Origin of the sequence: Phenylobacterium sp. (genome assembly GCF_044372605.1) — a bacterium.
Taxonomy (GTDB): Bacteria; Pseudomonadota; Alphaproteobacteria; order Caulobacterales; family Caulobacteraceae; genus Phenylobacterium.
The window spans coordinates 1-16,470 of the sequence record NZ_JBILRO010000048.1; the positions used below are offsets into that span (position 1 = coordinate 1).

The following is a 16,470-nucleotide window of genomic DNA, read 5'->3' on the forward strand; positions in this document are numbered from 1 at the left end:
CAGCCCGGCAGGGTGACATAGCCGGCCTTGGCGAAGTGATCGCGGTCGGCACCGCCCGCGATATCGGCGACCACGACGGAAGGCATGATCTGCTGTCCATTGGCGACACCGCCATTTCGCATCATCTCGCCGAAGCGGGCCAAGTCCCGCAGGGTGGTGTTGAGCGCCGCGCCGCCGATCGCCATGCCTGTCCGATCCACCATCAGATAGGCGTCCTCCTCAACCCCCAGCCGCTGCCAGATGCGTTCCGAAATCTGCTGGGCGAGCGGGGCGGCGCCGGCGCGCTGGACGATCCAGCTCAGCACCTCGGTGTTACAGGTCTTGTAGGCAAAGGCCTGACCGTGCTCGCCCTCCTTGGCCAGAGTTCGCAGGAAGTCGATGATGTTGTCCGGCCCCGTGGGGTTTGGCGGCGACCAGAGGCCAGCGGCAGCGGCGTAGGCCTGCACCTCGGCCTTGGGATCGGTGTAGACCTCCGAATAGCGCACGCCTGTGGTCATATCCATCACATGGCGCAGGGTGGCGTCGCCATAGGCGGTGCCGGCCATCTCCGGCAGCCAGTTCACCACCGGCGCGCCGGGGTCCAGCACGCCCTCGTGGGCCATCGTGGCGGCCAACAGACCTGTGAACGACTTGGTCACGGACATGGCATGGTGCGGGATATGGGGTGCGAGCGCGCCGCGATAGGTCTCGTAGACCACCTTGCCGCGATGCAAAACGATGAGCCCGTCCGTGAAATTGACGTCCACGGACTGGCCCCAGGTCATGGCCTGACCATCCTGTGTAGTGAAGCCAACCGCATCCAGGTCGTCCCTCAACCCATAGCTCAACGCCGCCGCCGCGCCGGGCCCGCGCCGGATAGCCGCCGAGGGACCAAGTTCCCGTTGGTGACTGAAGCTCCAGCGATGGTTGGGAAAGCCGCGGCTGGTTCCGTCCGCCACCCGCAGCAGCCGATCCGGCCCCGGCGGGAAGCCAACCATCAGTCCGCGCGCGACCGGATCACTGGCTTTGGCGTCGAGGAGTTCACTCATGACGTTTCCTTCAACATCGTTGGCCGCCATCCCATCCGCAATCGGCGTCGGGTTCAAGCGAAGGATTGACCCGACCTGTAAAAGTGCGGACGTTCCTCGCCATGGGGAGACTTCACTGATGACGCTGCAACACGTCCTGCCCGCCCTGTTCGGCGTCGCCCTGATGGCCGTTGCGCCGACCCTCGTCGCGGCGCAGGAGGCCGCAAACCCTGCGTCGACGACCCGCCCGGTCAGCACCCGCTTCAAATGTCAGGACGGCGGCGAACTCACCGCCCGCTTCGCGATCACCGATGCCCGGCTGGTGGCCATCGTCGACTCTGGCGACGGCTCGCACGCTTTGCCCGTCCAGCCCTGGACCGGCGGCCCCGTGGTGCTGACCTGGAGCGACGGCCAGCACACGCTCACCTGGAGCCCCGGTGTCCAGATCATGTGGATGGACGGCGCGACACATCGCATGTGCGGCCGGGACGAGCACAAGCACTGAGCCGGCAGGGCAGGATCCTGGTGCGTGCGGCGCAGAGGCTTTGGAGCTGGCGTCCGCCCGTTCAAGGCCTGTTATCGGGGCCACCAGGCACCCCTAGCCCGCCCGCAGCGCCTCCACGGCAGCGGCCAGCAAGGCATAGGTCTCGAACTCGCTGTCTGTCTGCCAGGACTGCCGCCAGGCGCTCCAGACCACGGCCACCACCTGTTCACGTGGATTGATGTAGACGAACTGGCCGAAAATTCCCTGAGCCGTAAACGCCCCGTCGTGAGCCGTCCCGGCTTTCCTGGGCAGCACCCACCACTGGTAGCCGTAGCCCAGCGGATAGTCCTTTTCCAGCTTGCCGAAGCCCGTAGCCTCGCTGTCAGGCTGGCCGGCCAGTTCACGCCAGCCCTCCGGCAGTACTCTCCGACCACCGGCCACCCCGTCTTCCAGGATGAACTGACCGAAACGGCCATAGTCACGCAGGCGTGCGCTGACGCCCATACCGCCCAGTTCCAGCCCGTCCGGCGATTCCAGCTGCCAGTATCCGTCAGCTTCCATGCCAGCCGGACCCCAGACCTTATCCGCATAGTAGTCGGCCAACGGCTTGCCTGTCGCCGCCGCGACCACCGCCCCCAACAGACAGCTCTCGCCCGTGGAATAGTTGAACTTTGTTCCCTGAGGCACAGCCCGGGGGCGAGAGGCCATGAGCTCAAGGATCGCACCCGGTTTGAGACTGGCCATCGCGGCGCCCAAGGCCGCTCGGTCGGATTTTCCTGTCGGGTCGTAGTCCTCCGTCCACGCCACGCCTGAGGTCATCCGCAGTACGTTTCGGATGCTGACATCCTGATAGGCGCTGCCGACCATACGGGGCAGATAGCGACCTACCGGATCATCCAGGCTCCTGATCGCGCCATCCTGCAGGGCCGCGCCGGTGAGCGTCGCGGTCATCGACTTGGCGGTGGAAAAGCTGGTCCAGCGACTTTCCGGCCCGTTGCCCATGCCATACCGTTCGAGCGCCACTTCGCCCCGCTTCAGGACAAGCAGTCCGGCAGTTCGGCGACGCGCCATATAGTCGTCCACGGTACGGGTCGCCCCGCCGCTTTCGAAGCTGAGTCCAGCCAGCGACCTGGCATGCGGCGGCAGAGGGCGAGGCCGACTGCCGGCGCGGATCGTGCGGACCGGTCGCGCCAGATCCTGATTGCGGAAGGTCGCGGCCTGGTTTTCCGCCGTGGTCGCCAGAGGACTGGCGGCGATGGTCTCCCGCGGCTGGGCGAAGGTCGGGCTCGCAGCAAGCATCGCCCCCGCGCCCAACAGCACGCCCCGTCGATCAATATGCGCCACCGGCCGCCTCCACCCCTTTGTTGAACGCCAGCTTAGGCGAGATGGCGCGGCGGCGTCGACCCCAACGATGACCTTCTACTGCGACAGCGCGTACCTGAAAGCAGAGCGCCCAATTGGGATCATCGTGGAGCCCGGCCAGCTGGCGAAGGCGACGCTGACCGGTCAGCGAGGCCTGAACCGCTTCGTCGCCGGGAACCCCTTCGGCACCAGCTTGCCCGCTGAGGCCCGTCGCCCCAGCCATTCGCGCCACTCGGGCCACACGCGGGTGCGCCCGTCCGAGGTCGTCCACGATGCGCCCTCGCCTTCACCAAACACCATCGCGTCGCGCAAGCCGCCTTCGCGATAGCTCTGCAGCTTCACGCCCTTGCCGCGCGGCATTTCCGGCAACTCGGTGATCGGGAAGACCAGCAACTTGCCGTTATCGCCCACCACAGCCAGATGATCGGCGTCGCCCACGGCCACGCAGGTCAGAGCCGTCCCGTTCAGCACCTGCTTGCCTGCACGGCGGAAGGCCACCGCCTCGACCTCCGGCAGGATGAAGCCATAGCCGTCCTTCGATGCGATCACTCGCCGCGCGCCTGGCCGGTGCACGAACACATCAACCAGACCCACCTTGTCGTCGAGGTCGATCATCAGCCGCAGCGGCTCGCCGTGGCCCCGCGCGCCCGGCAGCTTGTCACATGCCAGGGTGAAGAAGCGGCCGTCGGAGGCGAAGATCAGGAGCTTGTCGGTGGTCTCGGCTGGGACCAGGAACTGCAGCTTGTCGCCCTCCTTGAACTTCAGTTCCGAGGGATCCTCGACCCGGCCCTTGGCGGCGCGGATCCAGCCCCGTTCCGACAGGATGATGGTGATCGGCTCGCGCACGATCATCGCCTCCAGCGCCGCCTCGGTGTCGATCTCCGGCGCGTCTGCAAACAGGGAACGGCGGATGTTCAGGTCGCCCAGGGCAGCCTTCACCTGGCGCAGGCCCGCGCCCACAAGCTTCCACTGCGCCTTGTCGTCAGCCAGCATGGCGACGATGCCGTCGCGTTCTTCGGAGAGCTCCGCGTGCTCGCGCCGCAGTTCCATTTCCTCCAGCCGGGCCAACTGGCGCAGGCGGGTGTTGAGGATGGCGTCGGCCTGGATCTCCGACAGGGTGAAGGTCTCGATCAGGCGCGCCTTGGGCTCCTCCTCATAGCGGACGATGCGGATCACCTCGTCCAGATTGAGGTAGGCGATCATCAGGCCGTCGAGGATGTGCAGCCGGGCTTCGATCTTCGCGAGGCGGTGTCGGGCCCTGCGGACCAGCACCTCGCGGCGGTGATCTAGGAAGGCGCCCAGCGCCTGCTTCAGGTTCATCACGCCCGGCGTGCCGCGGGCGTCCAGGACGTTGAGGTTGACGCTGAAGCGGGTCTCCAGATCCGAGAGCTTGAACAGGCTCTCCATCAGCACCTCGGCCTCGACGTTGCGACTCTTGGGCTCCAGGACCAGGCGCACATCCTCGGCGCTCTCGTCGCGCACATCACCCAGCAGCGGGGCCTTCTTGGCGTCGATCAGTTCGGCCAGCCGCTCCACCAGATCGGCCTTGCGCACCTGGTAGGGCATCTCGGTGACGACGATCTGGTACATCCCCTTCCCCAGATCCTCCTTCTCCCACTTCGCCCGCACGCGAATGCCGCCGCGACCGGTGGAATAGGTCTCCAGCATCGAGGCGCGGCTCTCGACAATGACGCCGCCGGTGGGGAAATCGGGGCCCTGAACGTGGGCCATCAGCGCGTCGATCGCGGCGTCCGGCTTGTCGAGCAGCAGCAGGCAGGCGTCGATCAACTCGCCGGCGTTATGGGGCGGGATCGAGGTGGCCATGCCGACGGCGATGCCGGTGGAGCCGTTGGCCAGCAGATTGGGGAAGCCCGCCGGCAGGACCGTGGGCTCATCGTCTGAGCCATCATAGGTCGGGCGGAAGTCGACGGCGTCCTCGTCGATACCGTCCAGCAGCATCATCGCCGCCACCGTCAGCTTGGCCTCGGTGTAGCGCATGGCCGCGGCGTTATCGCCGTCGATGTTGCCGAAGTTGCCCTGGCCGTCGACCAGGGGATAGCGCTGGGCGAAAGCCTGGGCCATGCGCACCAGGGTGTCGTAGATCGACTGGTCGCCGTGGGGGTGATAGCCGCCCATCACCTCGCCGACGACCTTGGCGCACTTGCGCGCGGCGTTCTCGGGGTTCAGGCGCATCTCGCGCATGGCGTAGAGCACCCGGCGCTGCACGGGCTTCAGGCCATCGCGCACGTCGGGCAGCGCGCGATCGGTGATGACGCTGAGCGCATAGGCGAGGTAGCGCCGGCTCAACGCCTCGGTCAGCGGTTCGTCGATGATGCGGTCGCCGGGCGGCGGCGGGGCGGTGGTGGTGGCCATGGAGGGCTTCTAGCGCGGCGAAGGATTCGCGTCTCGCTACAGCCGCCCTGCCTCCGTCAGACGGTCGAGCAACCATAGACGGGCCGGCGGCAATGGCCGGTTCATCGGGTTGAAGATGAAGGCTTCCAGGAAGTAGGCCGTCAGGGTCAGACCCGCGCCGACGTCGCCCGGCGCCAGACGTGACTGGGCCGCCAGCAGGAAGGGCGGCAGCGCCAGCAGGCGGTCCCTGTAGGGCTCACCGGCCTCTCGGCTGACCGCGCGCCCGGTCTTCGGGCTGACGTAGATCAGATCGTCGGTCGACCCGGTGGCGGCGCATTTGGAGAGATCAAGGCCGAAACCCAGGTCCGCCAGCAGCCCTGCCTCGAACCGCACGAAGACGGCGGGCCAGATCGCATCGTGGGCGAAGGCGGACACGAGCGCCTCGAACGCCATGTGGGCGCCGGGATGCGGCTCGCGCTCGGGCAAGGCGCCGGCGGTCACTGCGGCGGCGGCGGCAATCCCGGCCAGGGCCAGAGGGTCATCGAACAGCGCCGAGGGCCCCTCGCCCACCGGCTCCAGCGTGGCCGACCCCAGCTGATCGGAGACGCGTGCGCGGTATCGAACATTGACCTGCGCGCCCGCCTGCAGAAATGGCTTCATCCGCCGCGAGGCCCCGCCGGCCACATGGGCGGCCCACTTGCCGTGATGGGCGGTCAGCAGCTCGACAATCGCGCCGGTCTCGCCGTGGACGCGGGCGCTCAGCACAAAGGCGTCGTCTTCGAATTCCATCGCGCCTACGCGTCGTAGTCCAGACCCACGTCGCCGTAGAACTCGCGCTTGTCGGCCCACTTGTCGTCGACCACCACGTGGAGGAACAGGTGGACCGGGCGGTCCAGCAACTCGCACAACTCCTCGCGGGCTTTCTGGCCGATCCACTTCACGGTCTGGCCGCCCTTGCCCAGGATGATCGGGCGTTGGCTCTCGCGCTCGACATAGATGTTCTGCTCGATGCGTACGCCGCCGTCCTTACGTTCCTCGAACTTGGTGGTCTCGACCGCGGCCGAATAGGGCAGCTCCTCGTGGACCCGCAGATATAGCTTCTCCCGGGTGATCTCGGCGGCAAGCAGCCGGGCCGGCAGGTCGGCGGTCTGCTCGGCGGGATAGAGCCAGGGGCTCTCCGGCATCAGGGCTGCCAGCCGGGACTTCAGGTCGTCGACGCCCGCACCGTCGGCGGCGGAGATCATGAACACCTCGGAATAGACCCCGGTCTCGAACAGGCGCTGCGACAGGCCCAGCAGGGTATCGCGGCGCATGCCGTCGATCTTGTTGAGCGCCAGCATCGCCTGTTTGCCGTTGGCCTTGAGGCCGGTGATGATGGACTCCACGTCGATGGCGGCCTTGCGATCTGCGGGCGATCCCTCCCGCATGGGGGCCGCAAGCTCCGCGACGCTGTCCACCAGATGCACGATCACCTCGGCGTCCTCGGCCCCGCCCCAGGCCGCCCGGATCATGGCGCGATCCAGTTTGCGGCGGGGCTGGAAGATGCCGGGGGTGTCGACCAGCACGATCTGGGCGTCGCCCTCGATGGCGACCCCGCGCACGGGAAAGCGGGTCGTCTGGACCTTCTGGGTGACGATCGAGACCTTGGCCCCCACCAGCCGGTTGGTCAGGGTCGACTTGCCCGCATTGGGCGCGCCGATGATGGCGGCGAAGCCGGCGCGAGGGTTGGCGGGCGTGGTCATTGATCAGTCTCCGGCGCGGACTCTGCGCCCTCCCGCTTCAATAGCATGGTCTGGGCTGCAGACTTCTCGGCGGCCTGGCGGGAACCGCCCTCCCCGCGTTCGGCCGCGAACCCCTCGACCTCCACCTCGATGACGAACACCGGTGCGTGGGCCGGGCCTTCGCGGCTGATGATCTGATAGCGCGGCAGCGGCAGGCCCAGGCCTTGAGCCCACTCCTGAAGCTGGGTCTTGGGATCCTTGCTTCGCGGGGCGTCGAGATCCTCGAACTCCTCGGCCCAGAAGCGGGCGAAGAAGGCCTTGGCCGTATCCAGCCCACCATCAATGTAAAGCGCCGCCATCAACGCCTCGCAGGCGTCGCCCAGCACGGCGTCGGACTTGCGCGCCCCCACCTTGGTGGCGCTGGCCGAGAGACGCAGGGCGTCAGGCAGACCCACCCGGTGCGCGGCCCGGGCGCAGGCATGAAAGTTCACCAGATTGGCGAGCCGGCGCGACATCTCGCCCTCGCGACTGTCCGGGTCCAGGGCCATCAATCGCTCGGCGGCGCAGAGGTTGAGCACCCGGTCGCCCAGGAACTCCAGACGTTCATTGTGGCGCACCTCGCGCGCGCCATCGCCGACGCTGGCGTGGGTAAGCGCACGCTCCAGAAGGTCGCGATCAGCGAAGTGGTATCCGATACGACGCTCGAGTTCCTCGATCGCCGCGGTGCGGGTGTTCATTTCAGGACTTTGAAGAACCGGCTGGGCCGCGCATCCAGCACCCAGGTCCAGGGCTTGAAGATCGAGGCCTCCGGGTTCCAGGACAGCAGCACGATCTGCGCCTTGCCGACCAGATTTTCGGCAGGAACCATCCCGACGCCGCTCTCGAAGGGCGGCACACGGCTGTCAGACGAGTTGTCGCGGTTGTCGCCCATCATGAAGTAGTAGCCCTCGGGCACGACGAAGGTCTCGGTATTGTCCTCGGCGCCGTCGGGACCGAAGTCCTGGGTGTCATAGGATTTTCCGCTCTCCAGCCGCTCCTGGAACCGCGCAACATCGACCACCTCGCCGGAGGGCATGATCGACTTCACCGGTGATTCCGGAAGCCGCTGGATCAGCTTGTCGTTCACATAGAGCAGGCCATTGCGCATCTGCACCCGGTCGCCGCCGATCCCCACCACGCGCTTGATGTAATCGGTGCGGTTGTCGCTGGGCAGCTTGAACACCACGATGTCGCCGCGCTGGGCGACCTTGCCCATCACCCGGCCCTCGAACAGCGGGGGGCTGAAGGGGATGGAGTGGCGCGAGTAGCCGTAGGAGAACTTCGACACGATCACATAGTCCCCCTCATAGAGGTTCGGCTCCATCGAGGCCGACGGGATCGTGAAGGGCTGGAAGAAGAGGATCCGCAGGAACAGCGCGATCGCCAGTGCATAGACGACCGTCTTCACGATCTCCACGAACTCATTGAGCGCACCGCCGGCCAGGCCGGTTTCTGGTGCGCCTTGGGGGGTTTCGCTCATGTCGGATCCTTGGCCGCTCCGGCGACCCGAAGCGGGTGTTGCCTATCCGGTCACGACGACGGGAGCAAGATCGGCGCCGATGGAGGGGTGATGGCGGACGGCAAGGCGAGCCGCAGAAAACGCGGAATGGCGCGGCCACATATGGGGAAACACAACACGAACCCGCGCATGGTCAATGGGTATGGTGTCGCCGGATATCCCCAACACACGTGAAAACGCGTCTCGCCGCCAATCGCCGGATTGGCAAGGAGAAATCGCGCAACAGGTCAGGGTCCGGGGCGCGAGGGGCACCCCGGTTGGAGACCATCAGCTTGAGGACAGATCGGGCGGAGCCACCGCTCAGCCGGTGTCGACCCTTGCCGAGGCTCCGGTCAGGGGGGCGTCACCCATGCCCTGGGCGTCCCCCGCGAATGAAATGTCGGGGCCGGTTTCGCCGGGCCTGGCGGCGCCAGGATCATCAACATCCTCGTCGGCCGGATCAAAATCGGCCTCGGGCAGGTCCCGCCATTGGCGGGCGAGCCCTTCGTTGAGACCAAGGGCGCGGCAAGCGTGCAGAACGTGGGCGTCGAGGTCCCTGGTCACGAAGTCGGGCTCGTGGACCCAATCGTCGATTTCGCGGTCCAACCGCGTGATCAGCGCCTCGCGGGCCGGCTCGTGTTCGGGATGTTCGGCCAGGATCACCCGATCTACGGCATGCTGTAGCTCGATCGTGCGGTCATCGACGGCGAAACCGTGCAACCGGCGCGACACCTCATCGGCGCGCGGCGATGTCCAGACCGACCGCGTCTCTCCGGCCCCCTCGCAGGCCAGCTTCGCCTTCAGCGCCAGGGTCTGGCGCACGCAGCGCGACGCGCGCTGGTAGGACCGGCTGAGATCGGCGACCTCGCTCGCCTCTGTGGCGGCGAGCAGCTGGGCGTGGATATGCTTCGCGGCACTGAGATCCATCTCAGCCAGCTCAGCCAGCATCTCGGCGCCTCGATCAGGGGTGGTCGCGGTCATGGATTGGAGTGGAACATAGAGGTACGTCAGGATCGGACGTAGGATGGGGGTGGTGGGTGAGTTTTTTTGCTAATCGCGATTGTCGGCTACGTTGAATGTTGCAGTTGACCGGCGCCGGGTTGGCCGCGGCCGGATGATTTGGGGATTGTTGCAAGCGTCACCGTAATCCATAAACGCTGGCGCTTCCGGATAGCGCTGCTGCGGCGATGCCGTGCCAATATCTCGACCCCGGCGTTTATGGGTCTCGGTCTTCGCCCATGGCGAAACCGGGATGACAACGCGTGGGCGAACCCCGGGCGCCCTTCTGCGTTTTCAGCGCCTTTCTGCGGTAAATTCCTTCATCACATGACCAACTGCCTGCCGGCCCGGTCAGGGTCAGGCTGCGGCTACGCCACGCGGCCTTCCGCGATCACCCTGGTGCGGACCAGTGAACCGCGCATCCAGACGGCGTAGGGGAAATCGCCCAGCCCATAGAGCAGCGGGCGGTTGATGGTGATCTCCTCGACCCGCGAGACCAGGCGCCCAGGTCCCGCGACCGGGGGATTCGGGGTGTCGATGAACCCCGCCGGCGGCTGGAGCGCCGTCATTTGATCGTGATCGTGGCCACGCCCTGAGGCCCCGACATCTCGAAGCTGTCGCCGGACTTCTTGTCCACAGGAAAGGCGGTGCAGGTTTCGTTGGGATCGAAGTTGGAGCTTGTGCAGAGCTTGTCGCCGTCGATCCGCCAGGCGCCGGTGATCTGGCCGTCGAGGGCGGTGAACTTGCCGTCGGGGGTGTAGGTGACGTCGATGTCCGTACCCTGCACCGACATGATGATGCCTTTGGTCGTGATCTCACGGAGGGTGTCGGCATGAGCCGGGACTGTCGTCAGGGCGGCGACGACCAAGGTCGTGATCGCAAGAAATCGCATGGCAGACTCCGTGGAATGGCAGGGCCAGCTTAGCGGACACCACGGGAGGCTCAAGCGGGGGCATTGACAGCGCACGCTTGAGCCTCATCTGCTAGCGGGGCGAGCAAGAGGAAACGTCCAGATGTACCCCGGCGCCCACGCCAAGACCCAGCCCGACCACCCCGCCTTCATCATGGCGTCCACCGGCGAGACGGTGACCTATGGCGAGCTGGAGGCCAGGACCAACCGGCTGGCGCACTATTTCAGGTCGGTGGGGCTGAACCGGAACGACCACTATTCGATTATCATGGAGAATAACGCCCGGTATCTGGAGGCTTGCGGCGCGGGGGCCAGGTCAGGCCTCTACTACACCTGCGTCAACTCCTATCTGACGCCGGAGGAGCTGGCCTACATCCTCACCAACAGCCTTTCGCGGGTGCTGATTACCTCGCAGGCCAAGCGGGAGGTGGCGCTTAAGGCCATGGCGCTGGCGCCGGGCGTGGAGCGGTGTCTGGTGGTGGACGGACCTGGTGATGGCGAGCGGGTGTTCAATCTGGACGAGGCCGTGGGCGGGTTTCCGTCGACGCCCATCGCCGACGAGAGCTCAGGCGCGGCGATGCTCTATTCCTCGGGTACGACAGGAAAGCCCAAGGGGATTCTGCGGCCCTTGCCGGAGCTCCCACCCTCGGAGAATGCCGCGCTGTTCTCGTTCCTGGACGGACTTTGGCGCTATCGCCACGGGATGATCTATCTGTCGCCCGCGCCGCTCTACCACTCCGCGCCCCAGGCGGCCGTGGGGCTTGCCATCATGCGCGGCGGCACAGTGGTGATCATGGAGCACTTTGATCCCGAACAGTATCTGGGCCTGATCGAGCGATATCGGATCACCCACAGCCAGCTGGTGCCAACCATGTTCTCACGGATGCTGAAGCTGCCGGACGAGGTGAGGACCCGCTACGACCTTTCATCGCTGGAATTCGCCGTCCACGCCGCCGCCCCCTGTCCGCCCCAGGTCAAGGAGGCAATGATCGACTGGTGGGGTCCGATCATCCACGAGTACTACGGCGCCACCGAAGGCCTGGGGTTCACCACCTGTGACAGCGCCGAATGGCTCGCCCACCGGGGTACGGTCGGCCGCGTCGTCTCCGGCGAGTTGCATGTTCTGGACGACGAGATGAACCCCTCCGCGCCGGGCCAGCCGGGCACGCTCTGGTTCAAGATGGCCAACGCCTTTGAATACTTCCAGGACCCTGATCGCACCAACGAGACGCGCTCGGCTGACGGAACCATGGCGACGGTGGGGGACGTGGGCTACGTGGACGACGACGGGTTTCTCTATCTGACCGACCGGGCGACCTTCATGATCATCTCCGGCGGGGTGAACATCTATCCGCAGGAATGCGAGAACCTGCTGATCACCCATCCCAAGGTGGCGGATGCGGCGGTGTTCGGGATCCCGCACGAGGATCTCGGCGAAGAGGTCAAGGCGGTGGTGCAGTTGATGCCAGGGGTCGAGCCCGGTCCGGAGACGGCGGCGGAACTGATCGCCTTCTGCCGGCAGCATCTGGCGGGGCTGAAGTGTCCGCGATCGGTGGACTTCGAGGCAGAACTGCCGCGCCTGCCGACGGGCAAACTCTACAAGCGGGTGCTGCGGGATCGCTATTGGGGTGATCGAAAGAGCAGGATCGTCTGAAGGCGGCTATTGCGGCAACGCCTCGATGATCACGAAGGCCTGCGCATAGGGATGATCGTCGGTGAGGGTCAGGTGAATGACCGCCCTCATGCCCTCAGGCGTTATCTCTTGCAGCCGGGCGAGCGCGCCGCCGGTCAGCGCCATGGTGGGCTGGCCGGACCGCATGTTGATCACGCCCATGTCGCGCCAGAAGACGCCGCGACGCATGCCGGTGCCCAGGGCCTTGGCGCAGGCCTCCTTGGCGGCGAAGCGTTTGGCGTAGCTGGCGGCGGCGTCGGGCTTGCGCTCGGAGCGGGTACGCTCAAGCTCGGTGAAGACGCGTTCGCGAAAACGGTCGCCGAAGCGGTCCAGACTGGCCTGGATACGGCGGATGTCGGAGAGATCGGAGCCCAGGCCGAGGATCATGCGGCTTTGACGGCGCGCGCCTCGTCCATCAGCGCGCGCATCCGCTGGATGGCGGGACCGAGGCCGATGAAAATCGCCTCACCGATCAGGAAGTGACCGATGTTGAGTTCCATAAGCTCGGGGATGGCGGCCACGGGTTTGACCGTCTCATAATCGATACCGTGGCCGGCATGCACTTCGAGGCCCAGTCGCGCGCCCTCGGTTGCGGCGGCGCGCAGTCTCTGGAGCAAGGCATCGGCCTCGGGACGACGCTCCCGCACGGCCTGGCAGTAGGCCCCGGTGTGGAGTTCGATCACCTGGGCCCCGACGGCCTTTGACGCGGCCACCTGCACCGGATCGGCGTCTATGAAGCAGGAGACGCGGATGCCGGCGCTCACCAGCCGGTTCACGACAGGCGCGATGGTGTTGTGGCCCTTGATGATATCCAGGCCGCCCTCGGTGGTGACCTCCTCACGCCGCTCCGGCACCAGGCAGGCGGCGTGGGGAAGATGGGCCAGCGCGATCGCCTCCATCTCTGCGGTGACAGCACACTCGAAGTTCAAGGGCCGACCCCGGCGGCGGCAGGTTACGACCAGTTGTTCGATATCAGCGTCCGAGATGTGACGGCGATCCTCACGCAGGTGGGCGGTGATGCCGTCTGCGCCCGCGGCGAGCGCCATCTCGGCGGCGCGAACGGGATCGGGATAACCCTCCCCCCGGGCGTTCCGGACGGTGGCCACGTGGTCGATGTTCACGCCAAGGCGAAGACGGCTCATGCGCGCAGCCTCTTGGACCCGGGTTCCTCGGCCGGCAGAGCCGCGAGTTCCGGCGGCAGCGCATCGGCGTGCCAGGACGGCACATCCAGCGTGGCCAGCGCCACCAACGGCCAGCCCACATCGGCCTTGCCGCCCGAGCGGTCTACGATACAGGCGCAGCCCAGGATTACCCCGCCCGCCGCCTCGATGGGCGCCACAGCCTCACGGAACGAGCCGCCGGTGGTGATCACATCCTCTAATATGACCACCTTGGCGCCGGGTTCGATCCGGAACGCGCGGCGCAGCTTGAAGCCGCCGTCTTCCCGTTCAACGAACATTGACGGCACACCGAGCCAGCGGGCGGTCTCGTAGCCCGGAATGATGGCGCCCACCGCAGGTGAGACGATCACGTCCGGCTTGCCGAACCGCGCCTCGATCTTCGCCGCCAACGCCTTGCAGAGACGCTCCGTCCGGTCCGCGTACTGGAAGACCAGATTCTTCTGCAGGAACATGGCGCTGTGGCGGCCGGAGGCCAGGATGAAGTGGCCTTCCCGCAGCGCGCCCGCGCCGCGAAATTCTGCAAGTACGTCTTCTGTGTTCATAGGACCGGAGATAGTCCCGTTTTGCGGCCGGCGAAAGATGGCGTCGCCTTACCCCTTGGTCCGTTCGACCTCTTCGACGCTGGGATTGGCGCGCAGGGCTGCCGAGATATGCGTCAGGTGGCGGGCGTCATTGACGTCCACGTCGATCAGGACATCGAAGAAGTCGGACTGACGGTGGTTCATGCGCAGCCCGACAATGTTGCCGCCTGCCTCGCCGATTACCGTGCAGACCTGGCCGAGCACGCCCGGCGCATTGCGGATCGTGGCGGTCAGGCGGGCGCGCGCGATGGCATTGCGCTCAGCCTCCGGGGTCCACTGCAGGTCGCGCCAGAGGTCCTCGCGATCCTCGTAATCCACCAGTTTTTCGCAATCAATGGTGTGAACTGTGACGCCGGGCCCGTCCTTGGCCAGGATGCCGACGATGCGGTCGCCCGGAACCGGCGAGCAGCATTCCGCGAAATGCAGGGTGACGCCCGGGGTCAGACCGCCTCCGCGCACATAGAGACGGGCGTGCTTGGCGTCGCGGACATGTCGACGCGCGGTCGCAGCCTCGCGCTCGGCAGGCTTGAGGCCGGGGAACACGATCGCCAGAACCTGTGAGGGCGTTGCGCGGCCCCGACCGACGGCTTCGAAAAGATCTTCCTCGGTGGCGGCAGCAAACCGCTCCAGGGCGGGACGGAGGGAAACGTCCTTGCGGCTCTTGCCGGCGGCATCGAAGGTCTGGTCCAGGGTGGCGCGACCAAGCCGGATGAACTCCTCGCGCTCAGTCTGGCGAAGGTGGCGACGAATGGCCGAGCGCGCCCGGCCTGTGACCGTCAGCGAACGCCAGTCCAGCGGGACCGCCGGCTTTCCGCCCCGGATCACCTCGACCACGTCACCATTGGCCAGCGCCGTGCGTAGCGGCTTCAGCTCGCCATTGATCTTGGCGCCGACCGTGGTGTCGCCGATGTCGGTGTGAAGGCCATAGGCAAAGTCCAGCGGCATGGCGCCGCGCGGTAGGCTGACCAGCTTGCCCTTGGGCGTGAAGACGAACACCTGATCAAGGTACATCTCAAGCTTGGCATGCTCGACCAGTTCCTCGGCGTCGCCGCCGTGCTCCAGCACCTGAACAAGATGACGCAGATTGACCAGCGGGTCCCGGCCGCCAGCGGCCTTCTGGTGCTCGGCGTCGAAGCCGTAGGACTTGTTCTTGTAGCGCCAGTGGGCAGCCACGCCCTCTTCGGCCACCAGATCCATGGCGTCGGTGCGGATCTGCATCTCGATGCGCATACCCTTGTAGCCGACCACGGTGGTGTGGAGTGACCGGTAGTTGTTGCGCTTGGGCGTGGAGATGTAGTCCTTGAAACGCTCCGGCACAGACGGCCAGGCTCGATGGATGACGCCCAGCGCCCGGTAGCAGTCCTCCTCGCTGTCGACGATCACCCGAAAGGCATAGATGTCGGACAGCTGGGAAAAGCCGATGGATTTGCGCTGCAGCTTCCGCCAGATCGAAAAGGCGTGCTTCTCGCGGCCATAGACGCGCGCGGTGATGCCGGCCGCTTCCAGCCGCGTCGACATTTCCTGGCTGACTGTGGAGACCGCCCCGCCCTGCTCGCTCCGCAGCACCGCCAGGCGCCGCATGATCGCGTCGCGCGCCACGGGATTGAGGTGGGCAAAGGCGAGTTCCTCGAGCTCCTCGCAGATCCGGTGGACGCCGATCGAACGGGCCAGCGGGCCGTAGATGTCGAGTGTTTCGCGGGCGATCCGTTCCCGCTTTGCCGCCTGCTTGATGAAGTGCAGGGTGCGCATGTTGTGCAGGCGGTCAGCCAGCTTGACCAGCAGGACGCGCACATCCTTGGAGATCGCCAGGATGAACTTGCGCAGGTTTTCGGCCTGGCGAAGGTGGGCTTCGGAAAGCTCCAGCTTGGAGAGCTTGGTGACGCCTTCCACCAGTTCGGCGACTTCCGCGCCGAACAGACGCTCGATGTCTTCCCGTGTGGTCTCCGTGTCCTCGATGACATCGTGCAGCAGGGCGGTGACGATGGTCTCTGTGTCGAGGCGATAGTCGGTGAGGATGCCGGCCACCTCGATCGGGTGAGCGAAGTAGGGATCGCCGGACGCCCGCTTCTGCGCGCCATGAGCCCGCATGGCATAGACATAGGCGCGGTTCAGCAATGCCTCGTCAGCGGTCGGGTCGTAGGAGCGGACCTTCTCGATCAGCTCGAACTGGCGCAGCATCTTTGGCCGCGGTGGGGGCGCGGGCGGTTCAGCTACGGATACGTCGGGGAGCACGGCGGCAGGCTGGCTGGCCGCGTCTTTCAGGAGGGGTTCTGCGCCTTCGGGGCTCAGTACCGCTCCTCCTGACCGCCGTCGCGGTCGCTTTGCAGGGCGCGGATCAACTCAAGCTCGCTCATCTGCATGTGCGTGGGGTCGGCGAGCAGGGCCAGGGTCTCGGCCTCTTCCTCGGCTTCGGAGCGTTCGTCGACGCGCTGCAGCGAGAGGATCAGGGCTTCCTTCAGCTCCTCAGCGTCGACCACGTCGTCCGCAATCTCGCGAAGCGCGACAACCGGGTTCTTGTCGTTGTCGCGATCCACCATGATCGGTGAACCGGCCGAGACGGCGCGGGCCCGATGCGACGACAGCAGAACGAGGCTGAAGCGGTTGGGCACTTTTTCAATGCAGTCTTCGACGGTGACGCGAGCCATGGGACCTCTCTGGCGAAAT

17 protein-coding genes are annotated in these 16,470 nt (G+C 66.2%); 2 read left to right on the forward strand and 15 right to left on the reverse strand.

Annotated elements, in window-relative coordinates:
* The coding region (locus ACIQ42_RS06375) for a serine hydrolase domain-containing protein (protein WP_397421372.1) at positions 1-1,028 on the reverse strand (1,028 nt) is incomplete at its 3' end.
* A 118-nt stretch (positions 1,029-1,146) separates the two neighbouring features.
* On the opposite strand from ACIQ42_RS06375, the gene ACIQ42_RS06380 reads away from it, so the two are divergent.
* The gene (locus tag ACIQ42_RS06380; RefSeq protein WP_397421373.1) at positions 1,147-1,512 is read left to right on the forward strand and encodes a hypothetical protein; all 366 of its coding nucleotides are present in this window, start codon (positions 1,147-1,149) and stop codon (positions 1,510-1,512) included.
* Between the two features lie 93 nt (positions 1,513-1,605).
* On the opposite strand, the gene ACIQ42_RS06385 is transcribed toward ACIQ42_RS06380, so the two are convergent.
* The 9 genes from ACIQ42_RS06385 to ACIQ42_RS06425 all read right to left on the reverse strand — a co-directional run bounded on the left by ACIQ42_RS06385 (position 1,606) and on the right by ACIQ42_RS06425 (position 10,354).
* Positions 1,606-2,835, reverse strand: a complete 1,230-nt coding sequence (locus ACIQ42_RS06385) for a serine hydrolase domain-containing protein (RefSeq protein ID WP_397421374.1) — start codon at positions 2,833-2,835, stop codon at positions 1,606-1,608.
* A gap of 162 nt (positions 2,836-2,997) precedes the next feature.
* On the reverse strand, positions 2,998-5,226 hold the full coding sequence (parC, locus tag ACIQ42_RS06390) for a DNA topoisomerase IV subunit A (protein WP_397421375.1): 2,229 nt from the start codon (positions 5,224-5,226) through the stop codon (positions 2,998-3,000).
* 36 nt (positions 5,227-5,262) lie between these two features.
* The gene (recO, locus tag ACIQ42_RS06395; RefSeq protein ID WP_397421376.1) at positions 5,263-5,994 is read right to left on the reverse strand and encodes a DNA repair protein RecO; all 732 of its coding nucleotides are present in this window, start codon (positions 5,992-5,994) and stop codon (positions 5,263-5,265) included.
* A 5-nt stretch (positions 5,995-5,999) separates the two neighbouring features.
* Entirely contained in the window at positions 6,000-6,947 is a 948-nt protein-coding gene (gene era / locus ACIQ42_RS06400) for a GTPase Era (RefSeq protein WP_397421377.1), read from the reverse strand.
* A complete protein-coding gene (gene rnc, locus ACIQ42_RS06405; RefSeq protein WP_397421378.1) occupies positions 6,944-7,663 on the reverse strand; it encodes a ribonuclease III in 720 nt (239 codons plus the stop codon). Before rnc ends, era begins: the two co-directional genes overlap by 4 nt.
* Positions 7,660-8,445 carry a signal peptidase I gene (lepB, locus tag ACIQ42_RS06410; RefSeq protein WP_397421379.1) on the reverse strand — a complete coding sequence of 262 codons (786 nt, stop codon included), beginning with the start codon at positions 8,443-8,445 and terminating at the stop codon, positions 7,660-7,662. Before lepB ends, rnc begins: the two co-directional genes overlap by 4 nt.
* Positions 8,446-8,784: 339 nt before the next feature.
* Positions 8,785-9,444 (reverse strand): hypothetical protein, encoded by a 660-nt coding sequence (locus tag ACIQ42_RS06415; protein WP_397421380.1) that lies wholly within the window; start codon positions 9,442-9,444, stop codon positions 8,785-8,787.
* 386 nt (positions 9,445-9,830) lie between these two features.
* Complete coding sequence (locus ACIQ42_RS06420) at positions 9,831-10,031, reverse strand: hypothetical protein (protein WP_397421381.1); 201 nt, start codon at positions 10,029-10,031, stop codon at positions 9,831-9,833.
* Positions 10,028-10,354, reverse strand: coding sequence for a hypothetical protein (locus ACIQ42_RS06425; RefSeq protein WP_397421382.1), 327 nt, complete (start codon positions 10,352-10,354; stop codon positions 10,028-10,030). The genes ACIQ42_RS06420 and ACIQ42_RS06425 overlap by 4 nt, the downstream gene beginning before the upstream one ends.
* 121 nt (positions 10,355-10,475) lie before the next feature.
* On the opposite strand from ACIQ42_RS06425, the gene ACIQ42_RS06430 reads away from it, so the two are divergent.
* Positions 10,476-12,026: an AMP-binding protein gene (locus tag ACIQ42_RS06430; RefSeq protein ID WP_397421383.1), complete on the forward strand. Its 1,551-nt coding sequence runs from the start codon at positions 10,476-10,478 to the stop codon at positions 12,024-12,026.
* 6 nt (positions 12,027-12,032) lie between these two features.
* Here the strand turns inward: ACIQ42_RS06430 and acpS are convergent, their stop codons facing one another.
* The 5 genes from acpS to rpoZ form a co-directional block, all read right to left on the reverse strand.
* Positions 12,033-12,431: a holo-ACP synthase gene (acpS, locus tag ACIQ42_RS06435; protein WP_397421384.1), complete on the reverse strand. Its 399-nt coding sequence runs from the start codon at positions 12,429-12,431 to the stop codon at positions 12,033-12,035.
* A complete protein-coding gene (locus ACIQ42_RS06440) occupies positions 12,428-13,186 on the reverse strand; it encodes a pyridoxine 5'-phosphate synthase (protein WP_397421385.1) in 759 nt (252 codons plus the stop codon). The genes acpS and ACIQ42_RS06440 overlap by 4 nt, the downstream gene beginning before the upstream one ends.
* Positions 13,183-13,767, reverse strand: coding sequence for an orotate phosphoribosyltransferase (gene pyrE / locus ACIQ42_RS06445; RefSeq protein WP_397421386.1), 585 nt, complete (start codon positions 13,765-13,767; stop codon positions 13,183-13,185). Before pyrE ends, ACIQ42_RS06440 begins: the two co-directional genes overlap by 4 nt.
* Positions 13,768-13,815: 48 nt before the next feature.
* Entirely contained in the window at positions 13,816-15,984 is a 2,169-nt protein-coding gene (locus tag ACIQ42_RS06450) for a RelA/SpoT family protein (RefSeq protein WP_397421387.1), read from the reverse strand.
* Positions 15,985-16,091: 107 nt separating this feature from the next.
* The gene (gene rpoZ / locus ACIQ42_RS06455) at positions 16,092-16,451 is read right to left on the reverse strand and encodes a DNA-directed RNA polymerase subunit omega (protein WP_397401232.1); all 360 of its coding nucleotides are present in this window, start codon (positions 16,449-16,451) and stop codon (positions 16,092-16,094) included.
* Between the last annotated feature and the right edge of the window lie 19 nt (positions 16,452-16,470).